Annotated in this window: 19 protein-coding genes; 8 read left to right on the top strand and 11 right to left on the bottom strand. The window is 41.1% G+C overall.

The window, feature by feature from the left end; translation table 11 throughout:
- Positions 1-12: 12 nt before the first annotated feature.
- Together MST18_RS12605 and MST18_RS12600 are read right to left on the bottom strand one after the other, a co-directional pair.
- Positions 13-441 carry a ClpXP protease specificity-enhancing factor gene (locus MST18_RS12605; RefSeq protein WP_180133903.1) on the bottom strand — a complete coding sequence of 143 codons (429 nt, stop codon included), beginning with the start codon at positions 439-441 and terminating at the stop codon, positions 13-15.
- 27 nt (positions 442-468) lie between these two features.
- On the bottom strand, positions 469-1,122 hold the full coding sequence (locus tag MST18_RS12600) for a glutathione S-transferase N-terminal domain-containing protein (protein WP_180024986.1): 654 nt from the start codon (positions 1,120-1,122) through the stop codon (positions 469-471).
- Between the two features lie 165 nt (positions 1,123-1,287).
- Between MST18_RS12600 and MST18_RS12595 the strand changes: the two genes are divergently transcribed.
- On the top strand, positions 1,288-1,533 hold the full coding sequence (locus MST18_RS12595; protein ID WP_180133904.1) for a hypothetical protein: 246 nt from the start codon (positions 1,288-1,290) through the stop codon (positions 1,531-1,533).
- Between the two features lie 62 nt (positions 1,534-1,595).
- On the opposite strand, the gene rpsI is transcribed toward MST18_RS12595, so the two are convergent.
- Entirely contained in the window at positions 1,596-1,982 is a 387-nt protein-coding gene (gene rpsI / locus MST18_RS12590) for a 30S ribosomal protein S9 (RefSeq protein ID WP_078190115.1), read from the bottom strand.
- 12 nt (positions 1,983-1,994) lie between these two features.
- Positions 1,995-2,423: a 50S ribosomal protein L13 gene (gene rplM / locus MST18_RS12585; protein WP_004722943.1), complete on the bottom strand. Its 429-nt coding sequence runs from the start codon at positions 2,421-2,423 to the stop codon at positions 1,995-1,997.
- A gap of 191 nt (positions 2,424-2,614) precedes the next feature.
- Here rplM and MST18_RS12580 point away from each other — a divergent pair, with 191 nt between their 5' ends.
- The 5 genes from MST18_RS12580 (at position 2,615) to MST18_RS12560 (ending at position 6,642) form a co-directional block, all read left to right on the top strand.
- Complete coding sequence (locus tag MST18_RS12580) at positions 2,615-2,995, top strand: hypothetical protein (protein ID WP_180009219.1); 381 nt, start codon at positions 2,615-2,617, stop codon at positions 2,993-2,995.
- A gap of 90 nt (positions 2,996-3,085) precedes the next feature.
- Positions 3,086-4,069: a 4-hydroxythreonine-4-phosphate dehydrogenase PdxA gene (pdxA, locus tag MST18_RS12575; RefSeq protein ID WP_180133905.1), complete on the top strand. Its 984-nt coding sequence runs from the start codon at positions 3,086-3,088 to the stop codon at positions 4,067-4,069.
- A gap of 69 nt (positions 4,070-4,138) precedes the next feature.
- Positions 4,139-4,948, top strand: a complete 810-nt coding sequence (locus tag MST18_RS12570; RefSeq protein WP_180133906.1) for a pilus assembly protein PilJ — start codon at positions 4,139-4,141, stop codon at positions 4,946-4,948.
- Positions 4,949-4,978: 30 nt separating this feature from the next.
- Positions 4,979-5,791 carry a 16S rRNA (adenine(1518)-N(6)/adenine(1519)-N(6))-dimethyltransferase RsmA gene (gene rsmA / locus MST18_RS12565; protein ID WP_180133907.1) on the top strand — a complete coding sequence of 271 codons (813 nt, stop codon included), beginning with the start codon at positions 4,979-4,981 and terminating at the stop codon, positions 5,789-5,791.
- A gap of 5 nt (positions 5,792-5,796) precedes the next feature.
- Entirely contained in the window at positions 5,797-6,642 is an 846-nt protein-coding gene (locus MST18_RS12560; RefSeq protein WP_180133908.1) for a symmetrical bis(5'-nucleosyl)-tetraphosphatase, read from the top strand.
- Positions 6,643-6,694: 52 nt separating this feature from the next.
- Here the strand turns inward: MST18_RS12560 and MST18_RS12555 are convergent, their stop codons facing one another.
- From MST18_RS12555 to hflX, 6 genes are all read right to left on the bottom strand, one after another.
- A complete protein-coding gene (locus MST18_RS12555; RefSeq protein WP_078194271.1) occupies positions 6,695-7,141 on the bottom strand; it encodes a DUF2147 domain-containing protein in 447 nt (148 codons plus the stop codon).
- 140 nt (positions 7,142-7,281) lie between these two features.
- A complete protein-coding gene (locus MST18_RS12550) occupies positions 7,282-7,731 on the bottom strand; it encodes a DUF2147 domain-containing protein (protein ID WP_180102447.1) in 450 nt (149 codons plus the stop codon).
- A gap of 60 nt (positions 7,732-7,791) precedes the next feature.
- Positions 7,792-8,244, bottom strand: a complete 453-nt coding sequence (locus MST18_RS12545) for a DUF2147 domain-containing protein (protein WP_180024995.1) — start codon at positions 8,242-8,244, stop codon at positions 7,792-7,794.
- A 248-nt stretch (positions 8,245-8,492) separates the two neighbouring features.
- The gene (locus tag MST18_RS12540) at positions 8,493-9,167 is read right to left on the bottom strand and encodes an LrgB family protein (protein ID WP_180077471.1); all 675 of its coding nucleotides are present in this window, start codon (positions 9,165-9,167) and stop codon (positions 8,493-8,495) included.
- A 10-nt stretch (positions 9,168-9,177) separates the two neighbouring features.
- Positions 9,178-9,549: a hypothetical protein gene (locus MST18_RS12535; protein WP_078190105.1), complete on the bottom strand. Its 372-nt coding sequence runs from the start codon at positions 9,547-9,549 to the stop codon at positions 9,178-9,180.
- Between the two features lie 43 nt (positions 9,550-9,592).
- Complete coding sequence (gene hflX, locus MST18_RS12530) at positions 9,593-10,861, bottom strand: ribosome rescue GTPase HflX (protein WP_218952717.1); 1,269 nt, start codon at positions 10,859-10,861, stop codon at positions 9,593-9,595.
- Between the two features lie 478 nt (positions 10,862-11,339).
- Here hflX and MST18_RS12525 point away from each other — a divergent pair, with 478 nt between their 5' ends.
- Positions 11,340-12,161 carry a 1-acyl-sn-glycerol-3-phosphate acyltransferase gene (locus tag MST18_RS12525; protein ID WP_180133923.1) on the top strand — a complete coding sequence of 274 codons (822 nt, stop codon included), beginning with the start codon at positions 11,340-11,342 and terminating at the stop codon, positions 12,159-12,161.
- Between the two features lie 48 nt (positions 12,162-12,209).
- Here MST18_RS12525 and MST18_RS12520 read toward each other — a convergent pair whose 3' ends face one another.
- Complete coding sequence (locus tag MST18_RS12520; protein WP_257227549.1) at positions 12,210-13,829, bottom strand: phospholipase D family protein; 1,620 nt, start codon at positions 13,827-13,829, stop codon at positions 12,210-12,212.
- A 104-nt stretch (positions 13,830-13,933) separates the two neighbouring features.
- Between MST18_RS12520 and MST18_RS12515 the strand changes: the two genes are divergently transcribed.
- A complete protein-coding gene (locus MST18_RS12515; RefSeq protein WP_180133911.1) occupies positions 13,934-14,944 on the top strand; it encodes a metallophosphoesterase in 1,011 nt (336 codons plus the stop codon).
- Positions 14,945-15,018: the final 74 nt, after the last annotated feature.

Genomic DNA, 15,018 nt, shown 5'->3' with positions numbered 1-15,018 from the left:
CTTCCTTATTCTTTAATCGAGCAACCTTAAACCTGGTTTTTTCTTCGGCTGCTCTTGTTGTTCTTGGTCGTTTGATTTTAAAGCATTTTGATCATTCTGAATACCTTCATATTCTTGAGGATCGAAGAACATGCCTTGACCATTTTCACGTGCATAGATACCTAGAACAGCAGAAAAGGGGACATAGAGGTTTTGCGAAACGCCACCAAAGCGTGCAGAGAAAGTAATCGTCTCATTGCTCATGTGTAGCGCATGCGTTGCATGAGGTGCGATATTCAGGACAATTTGGCCATCTTGGATATATTGAACTGGCACCATCGTACCATTCTGTGTCGCATCGACAAGTAGGTACGGTGTTAGTTGATTGTCACAAATCCATTCATAAAGTGCCCGTGTTAAGTATGGACGCGTTGGAGTGAGTTGTAGTTCCTGTTCAGACATAATGCTTACTCGAATATTTATGGGAAATTAATTTTTTGCTAAAAGCTCGCTATAGCGATTTTTTTCCTGCAATGTCATCGATTTGATAAATGCAGGACGGCTAAAGATGCGTTGGCAATAGAGAAATATAGGGCGGCATTGCTGTTTGGGAAGCTCAATCCCCATGGCTTTTAGGCGCAGAAATACAGGTGCGAGCATACAGTCTAACATGCTAAATTGTTCAGACATAAAATAAGGATAATGCTGAAACAAGGGGGTTAGTGAAATGAGTGTATCACGCAATTGTTTTTGTGCTTTTTGCTTGGCTTTTTCATTGAGGGTATCGGGATGGCGAAGCATAATATCGGCAAGTCTTAACCAATCTTGTTCGAAGCGCCATACATATTGACGTTGCTCTGCACGAGGCATGGGTGCATCTGCATACAGTTTATTTTGACGATATCGGTCATCCAGATATTCGGCAATAATACTGCTGTTATAGAGTTTTAGGCCATTTTCAATCATCATCGGAAGTTGATTGTAGGGATTTAAACTCGCAAGATCTTCGTCTTCATCATCAGCAATAATTAAATTATGTTTGATTTGCTTCTCTGCAAGTACATAGCGTATCCAGTGTGAGCGAAAGTCATCCGCATGACTGTAAAGCGTAATCCCTTGGAGAGGTGCATTTTCGACTGACATAATCCGAGACGATGAGAAATGAATAAGATAGGATACTAAAATTAGACAGTAAAATCACGGGGACTTTAGCAATATCAATGCAGCTACAGTGAAAATTACAGTTTTGTTTTATTTGATTTTATCTGATAGCTTTTTCATGTCATTCATTTACCTGATCGTCACCGCATGATGACCATTGCACTTGTACAAAAATTATTATTTTTAGCTGCTGTTATTTTTATGGGCATTGGCTTTTATACGGCACTCGCTGGAGGTTATGCCTCTGATTATGGAGCAGAGGATGATAGTCCTGAACAAAAAAGCAAAATGACCATTTGTACAATTACACTAACACTGTCGGTTATATGTTTTATTGCGAGTTTGAGTCTCTTTGTTTATCGGATCGTTATTCTATTTGCATCATCTTCATAAAAATTAAGACATAAAAAAACCTTGGCATAAGCCAAGGTTTTTTGTCCGATTCGGTAAACGAATTAACGTTTAGAGAATTGAGGACGTTTACGAGCTTTACGTAAACCAAGTTTCTTACGTTCAACTTCACGAGCATCACGAGTAACGAAACCAGCTTGACGAAGAGCAGGTTTAAGAGTTTCGTCAGAAGCGATCAATGCACGAGTAATACCGTGACGGATAGCGCCTGCTTGACCACCGATACCACCACCAGCAACAGTGATGTAAAGGTCATATTTTTCAGTAGCTTCTAAAAGCTCAAGTGGTTGATTAACAACCATACGAGCAGTTTCACGACCGAAATATTGTTCTAAAGAACGGTTGTTGATTACGAGTTTACCAGTACCAGCTGATAGGAAAACACGTGCAGTTGCGGTCTTACGGCGACCTGTACCATAGTTAGTAGCCATGTGCTGTATCCCTTAGATGTCCAAAACTTGTGGCTGTTGAGCAGTATGTGGATGCTCAGTACCAGCGTACACTTTCATTTTCTTGATCATTGCATAACCAAGAGGACCTTTTGGCAACATGCCTTTTACAGCACGTTCGAAGATTTCTTCTGGTTTGTGAGCAACTAATTTTTCGAAATTAGTTTCACGAATACCACCAGGGAAACCAGTGTGGCGATAATATTTCTTATCAAGTGATTTTTTACCAGTCACTTGAACTTGCTCAGCATTGATAACAACGATGTAGTCACCAGTGTCAACGTGAGGAGTATAAGAAGTTTTGTGCTTACCGCGTAAACGACGAGCGATTTCAGTCGCAAGGCGACCTAAAGTTTTGCCAGAAGCATCAACAACGTACCAGTCGTGTTGAACTTCAGCTGGCTTAGCGCTGAGAGTTTTCATTAAACCACTACCTATTATAGTTGGTTTGGACTATGGAAGCTGTCCAAACAAAAGGAGACGCGATTCTATACGAATACGTGAAGAATCACAAATGAAAATATAAAATTTCAAGCGCTGTATTGTAGTGTATTTCTTCAGCAATAAACAGCAGATAATCCAGAAATTATAAAAAAAGCGGATGAAAGTAAATCATGTCGAATTCTAATCTGTTAAAAAACACATCTGAACCCTCATTTTGGCGGCAATGGTTGCAATTAATGGGCTTATGTAGCGCCTTGGTTTTAAGCCCAACTTTTTTGTATTTGGTGTATTTGCACGGGGCGGATGGTGCGATCATCGTTTGGTTAATGATGCTCACTTTATTTTTCCTTAGTTATTTATTGGTTTATCTGTTGATTGGATTATTGCTTGTGGGTGGTATGTCTTTTTGGCTGATAACGAAGTACCCGCAACATGTGTCAGCCGTTCAGCGCGGCATTGTAATTCTTATTGCATTGATTTGGATCATTGGCATTTCAGGTTTTGCTTTCGATTTCATCCCATACAATGTCGCACAACGCGCTTATTTTTGAGTTTTAGTCCGATATTTTTAGTCAATAAAATTAGGTCTGTCATGTGCATCACACAGTATAATAATGCTATTGCACACACAGGATAGACCCATGCTGCCTTTATATATCACGAGCGGTGAACCCGCAGGTATCGGACCTGATATTTGTTTGAGCTTAGCCAATCGAATAGATGAAAGGCCACTTGTGGTTCTTATTGATAAAGATTTGCTGCTCAAGCGTGCTCAACAGTTAAAGCTCGAAGTTGAACTGATTGACTATGTTGGGCAGGAGGGTTCGGCAGCTCTAGGTCAGCTTTATGTGGAACATGTACCTGTAACTACACCTGTTATTGCAGGTCAGTTAGATGTGAATAATGCAGCCTATGTGTTGGAACAATTACGTCGTTCTGCAGATTATGCGATGTCTGGCAAAAGTGTAGGTGTTGCAACTGCACCTGTGCAAAAGTCGATTATTAATGATGCCGGTATCCATTTCAGCGGACATACGGAGTTTTATCAAGAATTTGCAGGCGTTGATCGTGTCGTGATGATGCTTGCGACCAAAACGCTCCGTGTCGCATTGGCAACTACACATTTACCGCTTCGTGATGTAGCCGATGCCATTACTCAAGAACGATTGCATCAAGTCATCGATATTTTAATTCATGATTTAAAAACCAAATTTAAAAAAGATCATCCGCATATTTTAGTCTGCGGTTTAAATCCGCATGCGGGTGAAGATGGCTATTTGGGCATGGAGGAGATTGAAGTGATCAATCCGGTGCTAGAGTGTTATCGCGCTCAAGGAGTGAATATGAGCCTGAGCTTACCTGCTGATACCTTATTTACCCCTGAAAATTTAAAAGATGCCGATGCGGTTTTGGCGATGTATCACGATCAGGGCTTACCTGTGTTAAAGTCGCAGGGCTTTGGCGAAGCCATTAATATCACTTTGGGCTTACCGTTTATTCGGACTTCAGTGGATCACGGCACAGCACTGTCACTGGCTGGAACTGGTCTTGCTAAAAGTTCGAGTTTACAGGTGGCGGTTGATTTGGCTTTAGAATTAGCACGTGCGAAAAATAACGAAACTTAATAATAAAGGTTTGAATTTTATATGAATAATAGTAAAAAAATATCAAAAATAAAACAGGAAAATAACAAGATGCTTAGGGTGAAATCGATCATTCGCCCATTTTTTGGGATTGCGTTAGCGTTGATGCTGTCAGCATGCTCAACGCTCGCTACAGATCATCATTCTTGTGAATTAAAAGTATTATCGCTGCAAATTCCAAAACAGACGGAAGGATTTATACGTTTTGCATCACCGGCTGCCGTGGATGGCTTTAAACATAATCAGCAAAAATTTAATCAAGCGCTGACTGCGGTGCATAAAAAATATGCGAATCGTGATGGTGCTGATAAAATGCTTCAAGATGGACAGGCAATCAATGCTAATATTGATCTGCTTGTACAGCATCAAAATAGCCTGAGTGCGCTATATGAATCTCAACTTCTTGTAAGTGAAACCATTCCGGGTATTCAAGCTGAATATAACATTCTGGCTGATATGATGGCTAGAGGAAACAATTCAGCTATTCAAGCAATGATTGCCAAAAATCAAGTCTATATTGCGGGACGAATGTTGAGTTCTTTGCTGAAGTTAACTGATGTGAATTCTATTCATCCAGACGATTTAGATGACTTTTTAGCAGATTTTGAAACTTTCAATATTTATTTGAAGGCTCAACTGAATGGTAATCCCGAACTGGGTGTAGAGCGCGTAAACAATGCTGAAATGCGTGAAAGTTTGCTCTCCATTCAGGCTGAAACTGAAGAAATGATGAAATCTGAAACAATGGCTTTGTTGCAACAAAGAGAGCCATTGCTCAGTGTAATTAAAGCGGCTCGGGATAATGTGACCAAGTCCGAAGAAATTTTTGCTCGCTTGAGTGAATTTGAATCAAGTCAGTAATCGTTGTAATAAACCTATGCGGAGAATTTTATGTATCAAATTAATGCCCTAAACCCAAAAGATGAAGGGCATCACACGCGTAAGCGGTTTGGACAGAATTTCTTACATGATCAACGTGTTATTGCCAAAATTGTACGTTCGGTAAATCCGCGTACTGGTGACAATATTGTCGAAATTGGTCCCGGTCTTGCTGCGCTTACATCGCCTTTAATTGGTGAATGTGATGCTTTAACTGTGGTTGAGCTGGACCGTGACTTAGCCGCAGGTTTGCCGGGCCGTGTGCCGCATCCTGAGCGCTTGACCATTGTTGAAACCGACGCGCTGAAATATGACTTTACCGAGCTGTTTACCGAAGGCCGTCCTCTGCGTGTGGTTGGTAACTTGCCGTATAACATCTCAACACCGCTGCTGTTCCATCTCTTGGAGTTTGGCGACAAAGTCAAAGACATGCACTTCATGCTGCAAAAAGAAGTTGTGGACCGTATTACCGCTTCACCGAATACTAAAGAATATGGTCGTTTATCGGTGATGATCCAATACTTCTGCAAACCGACGTTTTTATTTGAGGTGCCGCCGGGCTCATTTAATCCGCCGCCAAAAGTCACCTCTGCGGTATTCCGTTTAGAGCCTTATGCTGTTAAACCGATTGTGGCGAAAGATGAAAAAGCGCTTGCGCGTTTGGTTTCACATGTCTTTACTCAGCGCCGCAAGACCTTGCGTAACAGCTTAAAAGGCATGTTGGTTGAAGATGGTTTTGAAAATGCAGGGGTTGATCCAATGGCGCGTCCAGAAACCCTAACACTTGCAGAATTTGTCGCATTAGCAGATCAAATGGTGGCTTAATAATTATGACTCGCACTATTCGCTATAACTATGTCATTGGTGATGTTCAAGGCTGTTTTGAAGCAATAAAAGCTTTACTGAAAGAGATCAAGTTTGATGCAGACCAAGATTTTATATGGTTTGCCGGTGATCTCGTCGCACGGGGTGAAAACTCGGTAGGCGCTTTGCGGTTCATCAAAAAATTAGTGGATAGTGAAGTTGCGGCGACGGTACTGGGCAATCATGATCTGACTTTGCTGGCATGCGCTCGTGGTATTAAGGATATCAATCCTAAAGACAATATCGATGATGTGATTCACGCTTTAGAAAGTGATGATTTGATTGATTGGTTACGCAAGCAGCCGCTGTGTCTATTTCCGAATGAGCAAACCATTTTGACTCATGCGGGTATTCCTTTGAATTGGACTGCGCAGCAAACCGTAGACTTGGCAAAAGAGGTGGAGGCGGTGATTGGTCATGACGACTTTGATGTGGTTGATGCGTTTCTTCAAGTGATGTACGGTAAAGAGCCAAACCTATGGTCGGATGATTTGTCGGGTCATGCGCGCTTACGCTGTATTACCAACTATCTGACCCGCATGCGCTTAACCGATGCTGAAGGCCGTTTAGAGTTTAGTTTTAAAGACTCACTCGATGACCCTATGCCGAAGGGTTTTAAGCCATGGTTTGAGTTTGAGTCACAAGCAGCGCAGACCCATCAAATTCTTTTTGGTCATTGGGCGGCTTTGCAAGGAAAAAGCATTTCAGCAAAAATCCAAAATGTGGATGGCGGATGTGTCTGGGGTAATCAGTTGATGGCCTATCGTCTGGAAGATCAAACCATGTTTGCTGTCGATAATCCTGTGATGTAAGTATTTAAAAATAAAAAAGCCGCATTGATGCGGCTTTTTATTGGTGTGAGGATTAGTCTAAACGAATCCAAGTTTGGTTACGGCCCAAGACTGAAACGCCAATACTTGCACGGATCGAAATACGTTTTCCTGTGCTGTTTAAGCGCACTTTAGCATCATAAACCTTGCCAGAAAGAGGGTCGATAATACGACCTTTTTCATAATTATTCGTATTATTAATTTGCTTTAAACCTTTAACAATTTCCATGCCGAGAATCGGTTGGTTGGTATAAGGCGCAGGGCACTTATTACAGTTTTTTTGTGGTGTATAGCCAGGACGTGGTGTAATTTTAATAATTTTACCGGTATAGGTATTATTGGATTCTTTGTGAATCGAAATAATCGCTTTGGCCGCTCCTGTTTTATCGTCAATTTGTTGCCACGTGCCAGCAATGTCATTTGCAAATGCGCCATTCATCAAACCGAATGTGCATAGGCTGAATAATATTTTTTTAAACATAATCGCTTTTCCCCTAGAAGCGTGATTTATGAGCACGTATGTTAGAAAGTTTACGAGAATAGTCAACTTTATTTTTAAAATAATTTGAATATCTTAGGCATAAAAAAACCGCCAACATGGCGGTTTTTATGACACTGAGCTTATTCTTGGCGAATCCAAGTTTGGCTACGACCGAGTGCTGAAACACCCATATAGCCACGTAGCGTGAGACGTTTTCCACTGGCATTTAAGCGAACTTTTGTGTCGTAAATTTTGCCAGATAGTGGGTCAATAATACGGCCTTTGTCGTAATTATTGGTCCCTTCAACATGTTTTAAACCAGTTAACACATCAAGGCCTAAAATCGGTTTGTTTTTATAAGGTGCAGGACAGTTTACGCAGGTGTCACGTGGCGTATAACCCGGACGCGGCGTCACTTTGATGATTTTACCCACGAATGTACCATTAGTTTCTTTACGGATTTCAATAATGGCTTTTTGTGAACCTGTTTTATCATCAATTTGTTGCCAAGTCCCTGAAAGGTCTTGAGCAAAAGCTGAACCACTCATTACAGCAGCTAAGAATAAGAGGCTCACTTTTAATTTTTTCATCAGATATTCCCTGTAGGTGGTTCACCTATATCAAATCAATTTACTGAATAAATTTAAAATTTATTCAACGCGAATCCATGTCTGTGTACGACCAATCGCGGAAATCCCCAGATATCCACGTAAATGTAAGCGCTTACCATTGGCAGAAATTTTGCCTTTTAAGCTGTAAATTTTGCCTGCTAAAGGATCAATAATTTTTCCTTGAGAGTAGGTGTTTTCACTTTCAAGTTTCAGCCCCTTAAATACATCCATCCCTAAAATAGGCTGGTTGGTATAAGGTGCAGGGCAATTCACACATTTTTCCTTTGGTGTATAACCCGGACGTGGCGTCACTTTGACAATTTTGCCGGTATAGGTGTCTTTGGCATCTTTTCGAATTTCGATCAGTGCTTTAGGCGAACCGGTTTTATCGTCAATTTGTTGCCAAGTCCCTGTAAGATCTTGAGCATAGAGTGCAGAGCTTGTTACTACAGCACCGAATAATGCAGCCCATTTCAAACTTTTTTCGATCATATTAATAATCCTTTATCAATACACTTTGTGAGGGTTTATTGATCATACTAGGTAATATCTGAACTTAGAGCAACTACTCTAAGCATAAATATTTACATTTTATTCGGGAAAGTTGACATGTTGCACAAAAGTGCCTTTACCAAAAATGTAACATCCACAGCACATCGTTCAATGTGTTGTGGTGTACCCTAGAATTTATATTAAGTTTATTTTTTATACAAAACAATCATTTAAAAGTGATTGCTCAGTCACATATTTTGTAGATAGAGTATGAAAGTTGGCAACCAGATTGCTGTGAAGACTGCATTTACCGCCATGCCAAATGCCGCATAGCGCCCAGCAATGCTGCCGCGCTGCCAAGCTTGAGCTGTGCCAATCGCATGTGCAGCAAGTCCTAAGGCGAGTCCTGATGCACGTTCATCATGAATATTTTTAAGTATGATGGGTGAAAATGCTGCACCAATCACCCCTGATAAAATCACAATCAAAATAACCAAAGGAATCGGGGAATGCAGCAGCGTGGCAATGTTGATGGCAATAGGGGTGGTCACTGCCCGTGTAGCAAAAGCCATAATGGTTGGATCTGACAAATGCAGCAAATAAGCCAGCCCCATAGGGAGGGCAACGGCACTGATACTGGCAAAGACTAAAATCCCGCCCACGGCTTTTAATGGCAAGTCATCGTAGCGCATCGCTGCTAAAGGAATGGCCAAGGCCACTGTGACATAGCCGAGTAAGTTATTGAACAGTGGATTCACGTGTGCCATATAACTTTCATAGGAAATGCCAAAAAGATAGAGCATACCAATGACGAAAAACATCCCAATCACAATCACGGGGATTTGCGGTAATTTTTTATTAATAGGTTTTGCGACAAGATAGGCGATCAGGGTAATGATGAATCCAGAGATGATTGAAAGCATGTTGATTCTCCTATAGCCATTTCTTAGACATTTTTGCGTAGACCCATAGCGGTATGAGGGTACTGACAAAGAGAACAATCAAAAACATCGGAATTTCATCGCCTAAATGCATCATCATTAGCAATGAGCCTGCACTAATGGGTAGGAAGGCAAAGGCACTTTCTTTCATGATTTTATTATTGGTATCGACCAAACTGGCTGGAATTTTGTTGAATTTTCTCCAAAATGAAAGCACGATCAAGAGGCTAATCAAACCGACTAGATTGCCTAATTCTGGGTGATTGAATTGCTTCATGACCCAGACCGCGCCTTCACGGAAAATAATAATTAATGCAATAGTGCCTATCCAGGCTTTCCAGTCGATGCGCTTGATCCAGTCCATTTTTGTCTTTCGTTAAAATTATACTAATCAAGTTTTAACCGATTTAGTCTTTAATTTCAAATTCTTCAAGTGGACGTTGGAATTGTTGCGCACGTGTTCCCAAAATTTCTTTGATGGGTAAATGCGCCTGTTTAATCAGTTGTTCTAACTTATGCGGGGCAATGATGACGTGCAAAATTAAGTTGCCTTGTTCATCATAACTTTCATTTTGGATCACATTGAGCGCATACAGTTGTGTTCTTAATTTGCCATAAGCTGGTTTTAGACGGACTTCAAAGCTTTGAATTTGGCCCATCAAGCATTCTTGAACCGCTTGGCGTAATAAGGGAAGACCTTTACCACTATGTGCTGAGACATAGACACGTTCAGGCTGATGTGGCTTACCATAGATGATTTTAGGATCTTCGCCACTGACATCAATTTTGTTATAGACGCGCAGAATAGGAACATCTACACCAATTTCTTTCAGTACTTTTTCGACAGCCTCGATTTGTTCCATCATGTCAGGACTGCTGGAGTCAATGACATGTAACAATAAGGTCGCCTCCAACGTTTCTTCTAAGGTGGCTTTAAACGACTCGACCAGTGAGTGCGATAAATTACGCACAAAACCTACAGTATCTGCGAGAACTAAGTTGCCGATACCATCCCAATGTAGACGGCGTAAGGTCGGATCAAGTGTCGCAAAAAGTTGGTCTGCTGCATAGACATCACTTTTTGCTAAATTATTAAATAAGGTCGATTTACCCGCATTGGTATAACCCACCAATGACACGGTTGGAACAGCAGCTTTTTGACGTGCAACACGACCTTGCATACGTGTTTGGCGGACTTTCTCAAGTTTCGCTTTGAGTTGCCCCATACGCAGCTTGAGTAGACGACGGTCAGTTTCCAGCAGCGTTTCACCTGGTCCACGTAGGCCGATCCCGCCTTTTTGGCTATCGAGATCGCCACGACTACGAATCAGTCGTGAAGCCATATGTTGTAATTGGGCCAATTCAACTTGCAATTTACCTTCATAGGTACGTGCGCGTTGGGCAAAAATATCTAAAATTAATTCTGTACGATCGACCACACGACAACGCATGATGCGTTCAAGATTACGTGCTTGGGCAGGGGTGAGGGCATGGTCAAAGATGACCAATTCGGCTTCATGCTCTGCAACCACTTCTGCAATTTCTTCAGCCTTCCCTGAGCCGATAAATAATTTGGCATCCGGCTTAATACGCTGAGCATGCACATGTTGCAGAATATTGGCACCTGCAGATTGAGCTAGTAAGTGGAATTCTTCGGCATCAAGGTCTGCGAGCATTTGTACTGCCACACTGACTAAAATTACGCGTTCACCGCTCGCTTGATGTTGATTTAAATTTTCCACTCAGCACACACTCCTGTTTAAAGATTCATTTTAGGCGAAAATGGAGTGCGAGGGTTAATCTAAGTGAGGGATTAATGACTAAGTTACTGTATGACCTGTTGTTCAATTAGAGAGAGCTGCGAAAGCTCAGCGCCAATAAAAAAAGCACACTCATATATATCAATGAAAAACCAGCAATGGCTTTTAAAGCTTGCCATGAAGAAATAGGGGGATTGTCCGAATGTGAGTGATTCATAATTCATAACCTTAAAAACCGATATAAAAATAATATTTGATTTTTAAAAACGATTAAAATGGGAAAATATTATCTTCGACTTCGGTTTTTATGATCAATGCAAAAAAACTGTCTTCGGTATATGATGATGAAAATTTACGCCAAATTGTGGCACCGTGTCCTTTTAGTGAACCGTTTATGAATCAACCTCAAATCGTCAATACACCGCAAATTAATGTGTTTTCAAAATTTTATTTGTATTGTAAAAAAGTCGGTGCAGCAGCTGTTGCCGTGACGCAGGGTTTTTATTTGGTTTATCGTCATCAATTGTATAAAGACCCGAATAACCCGCAAAATACCCGCTATGTGCAGTATTTTTGTCGCAAGTTATGCAAAGTATTTAATCTTGAAGTCAAAGTGCATGGCGAAATTCCACGTCAACCAGCCCTTTGGGTAAGTAATCATATTTCATGGTTAGATGTGGCAGTTTTGGGTTCTGGAGCACGTGTTTTCTTTTTGGCGAAAGCTGAAATTGAAAAATGGCCAGTGCTGGGTAAATTGGCGAAAGGCGGTGGCACCTTATTTATTAAGCGTGGCTCTGGCGACTCGATTAAAATTAAAGAACAAATTACAGGCTTCTTAAAACAAGATACGCCGGTACTCTTTTTCCCAGAAGCCACCACTTCAGATGGCAGCAAAATTAAAAAAATTCATGGTCGTATTTTAGGTGCTGCGATTGAAGCCGAACGTCCAGTCCAAATTTGCTTAATTTGCTATGTGAATCAGGACGAGGAACTCGATAATATTGCACCCTACGTCGGAGACATTAGCTTTGATCGACATGTCAAAAATGTCTTAGAAATGCCGAAAGTCACTGCGCATCTCATGACATTGCCCGCAATTGATTCGGCAGGTCATACTGTTGACAGCCTGACACAAGAAGTGCAGCAAAAAATGAATCAGGGATTAGCAGAGCTTCAAGCTAAAGTTCTTAAAGCGCCAGTTCCAGTTGATGCATAATGAATTAATGATACATGCTGCAAGGGGGATACCTTTGCAGCACAATCCTTACATAAAGCCTTCGAGCGGCAACCAAGAGATAAATTTCACCCCTGCTTTTTGCCACCACTTGATTTTCGGTTCACGTGGATAAATACGCGTTTGACCATTTGACAGCTTAATTTTCCAATTGATCTGTTGGTCTGCATTGAGCACTAACTTATAGGCATATTTACTTAAATTTTCATCCATGGTGTAGTGGACGGCTTTGGCTAAGCGTGGGCTATTCAGTAATACCCCAATTTCAGTATTTAAATATGCTGAACGTGGATCAAAGTTAAATGAGCCGATAAAGACTTGTTTTTCATCAATTGCCATCAGTTTGGCATGCAGGCTTGAACGGCTTAAACCTTTTAGACTAACTTTAGATTTTTCCGCCAACTCTTTGGTATTGGTGTTGAGGTTTTCTGCATCAGGTCTAGAGAGAAATTCATAGAGTTGAACGTCGTGTTCCAAGAGATCTTGACGATATTTGCTATAAAAAGCATGAACCAATGGCACGTCATTGGCCTGGAATGAGTTAGTCAAGACTCTGACTTTTACGCCATCTGCACGAAGGTTTTTTAGGCGTTCAGCCCCTTTTTTTTCTGGGACAAAGTAGGCCGAAACGATATCAACACTTTGTTCCGGTTTATCTAAACGGTTGAGGAGCTGAAAGTTGAGATGCTCTTCTTTTTTAGCCTTAGATTTAATTTTGCTCGGGGAGTCTTTGACGACTTCGGCTTTGACCCAGTCAAATTGGATTTTATTATTGAGCCAGTCATCAAACGCATGTGAACGGTTAGCTAAGTCCAAATAATTGACCACAGTGGCTTCTTGGTTATAGTCATCGAGTTGTTGTTTGAGACTGTCAAAGCGCAAACTATAGTGGCGTGGATTGACCAATAGGCGTACTGGAAAGGCATAGTCATCATTCCAATATTCGTCAAAAGAATGGATGATTTCATCGGATGCCGCACCGACCAGCATGACGTCGACATCGGAAAATTGATAATTATCACTGACGTTATAGTATTGGTTACTCATATTGCGACCACCAATCAATGCGATTTGATTGTCTGCAATAAAGCTTTTGTTGTGCATACGGCGGTTGATGCGTTTTAGATCCAGCACCATATCGACAGGGCGGAAATGTCGGAAGCGGTACGGGTTATACAGTTTGACATCAATATTGGCATGTTGGTCGAGTGCCATATAAATGCCTTCCATTTTTTTGGCATTGTTGTCATCGACCAATAAACGAATTTTCACCCCACGATCTGCAGCTTTGATCATGGCGTGTAGGGCCAAAGCACCAATTTTGTCGTTATCCCAAATATAGTATTGTAAATCTAAACTTTTTTCGGCCTTATTGATTAGCTCGATTCGAGCCGCTAAGGCTTCTAATGGGTCATACAGAACGTGGTAACCAGTTAAATTAGGATTTTGTTCACGTAGCGGCAGCACAATTTTCGCAAGGCTAGTATCGTCAGTGGGAGTATTAAAGGCATATTCCACAGGTTGAGTTTGCTGTTTAGGCAAGGTACTACATGCAGATAAAGTCAAAACAAGGCTACAACTCAGCAAAACCGCCTTAGTGTGGTTGTGTATGAAGGGCAAATTTTGCTGTTTCGGTGTAGCTGAGTTCATACTGTTAGACATACTAAAAAATTTGATTTGAGTATAAGTGTCAGCTGTGAAAAGATAAATATAGTGATCGAGTTTTCTCGTTAGGCAAATTGTAGAGCAAATGTATGTGGGAATTAGATTCCGTAGTGATGTATTTTTATATCGGGTTGGCTGTGCTGGGCGTTTGGGCAATATCCCAAGCTTGGTTAAGCCAGTCACGCACGGAAACGATTCATCCGTTTAAAGCCTTCGTACATTTGTTGGCATTTTATCTCTCGTATTTACTTATCCCTTTATTCTTCTTTAGCTTTTATGCAGGCTGGAGTGGATATTATTCATTACACGAAGCTATTTTTGTCGGTGCTGTTACGGGGCTTTTATGCTATGCCCGATTTATCGAGCCGCACATGATTCAGGTGAAAAAATGTCAATATCAATTGCATGAAACACGACAATTATTAAAGCCTGTACGCATTGCTTTAATTGGTGATTTACACATTGGTTTATTTTCGGGCCATGAACGTCAGTTAAAAATGATCGTAGATAAAATCAATACACAAAATCCTGATTTGGTCGTGGTTGCAGGGGATTGGACTTATGAGCCAGAAAATAAGTTAGCTGAAGAACTGGCTGTACTGAAAAAAATTATTGCTCCGATTTATTCGGTGAATGGAAATCATGATGAGCAATATCCCGGTCCGCCTATTCAAGAGTTATTAAAACATGCATTAGAAAGTAATCATGTGGTGGATATCGAAGGGCAAGTGGTTGAGTTTAATGAGTTTCGCTTATTAGGCGTTGGGGACTTATGGGCTGGTAAAGCCGATATGCGCTATTTGCCAGAATTGCCACAGGATAAGCCTTGGATCATTTTGTCGCACAATCCAGATACCGTCGATATGGTACCTAAACTTCCGGGACGACCATTGATGTTGTCGGGTCATACCCATGGTGGACAAGTGGAATTGCCATGGTTGACCGATTATGTAATGAAAAAAGTGTCGATTTTAGGTCATAAAAAAGGGCTATATCAGCATGACAATGCAGATGTCTTTGTCACTGTTGGTACGGGCATGGTTGGGGTACCTTTCCGTTTTCTTGTGCCACCGACCATTGATATTATCGAGTTGGTTTAATCAAAAACTACCGTTCATTATCGCTAAACGGTTTGGTGAATGTTCTTCTTGATGTAGAGCTACAGGCCTTGTTT

The sequence above is a fragment of the Acinetobacter sp. YH12068_T genome (assembly GCF_024606005.1).
GTDB classification, from domain to species: Bacteria; Pseudomonadota; Gammaproteobacteria; order Pseudomonadales; family Moraxellaceae; genus Acinetobacter; species Acinetobacter amyesii.
The sequence above is the reverse complement of the archived record's forward strand: the minus strand, read 5'-3'. Positions and strand labels throughout refer to the sequence as shown.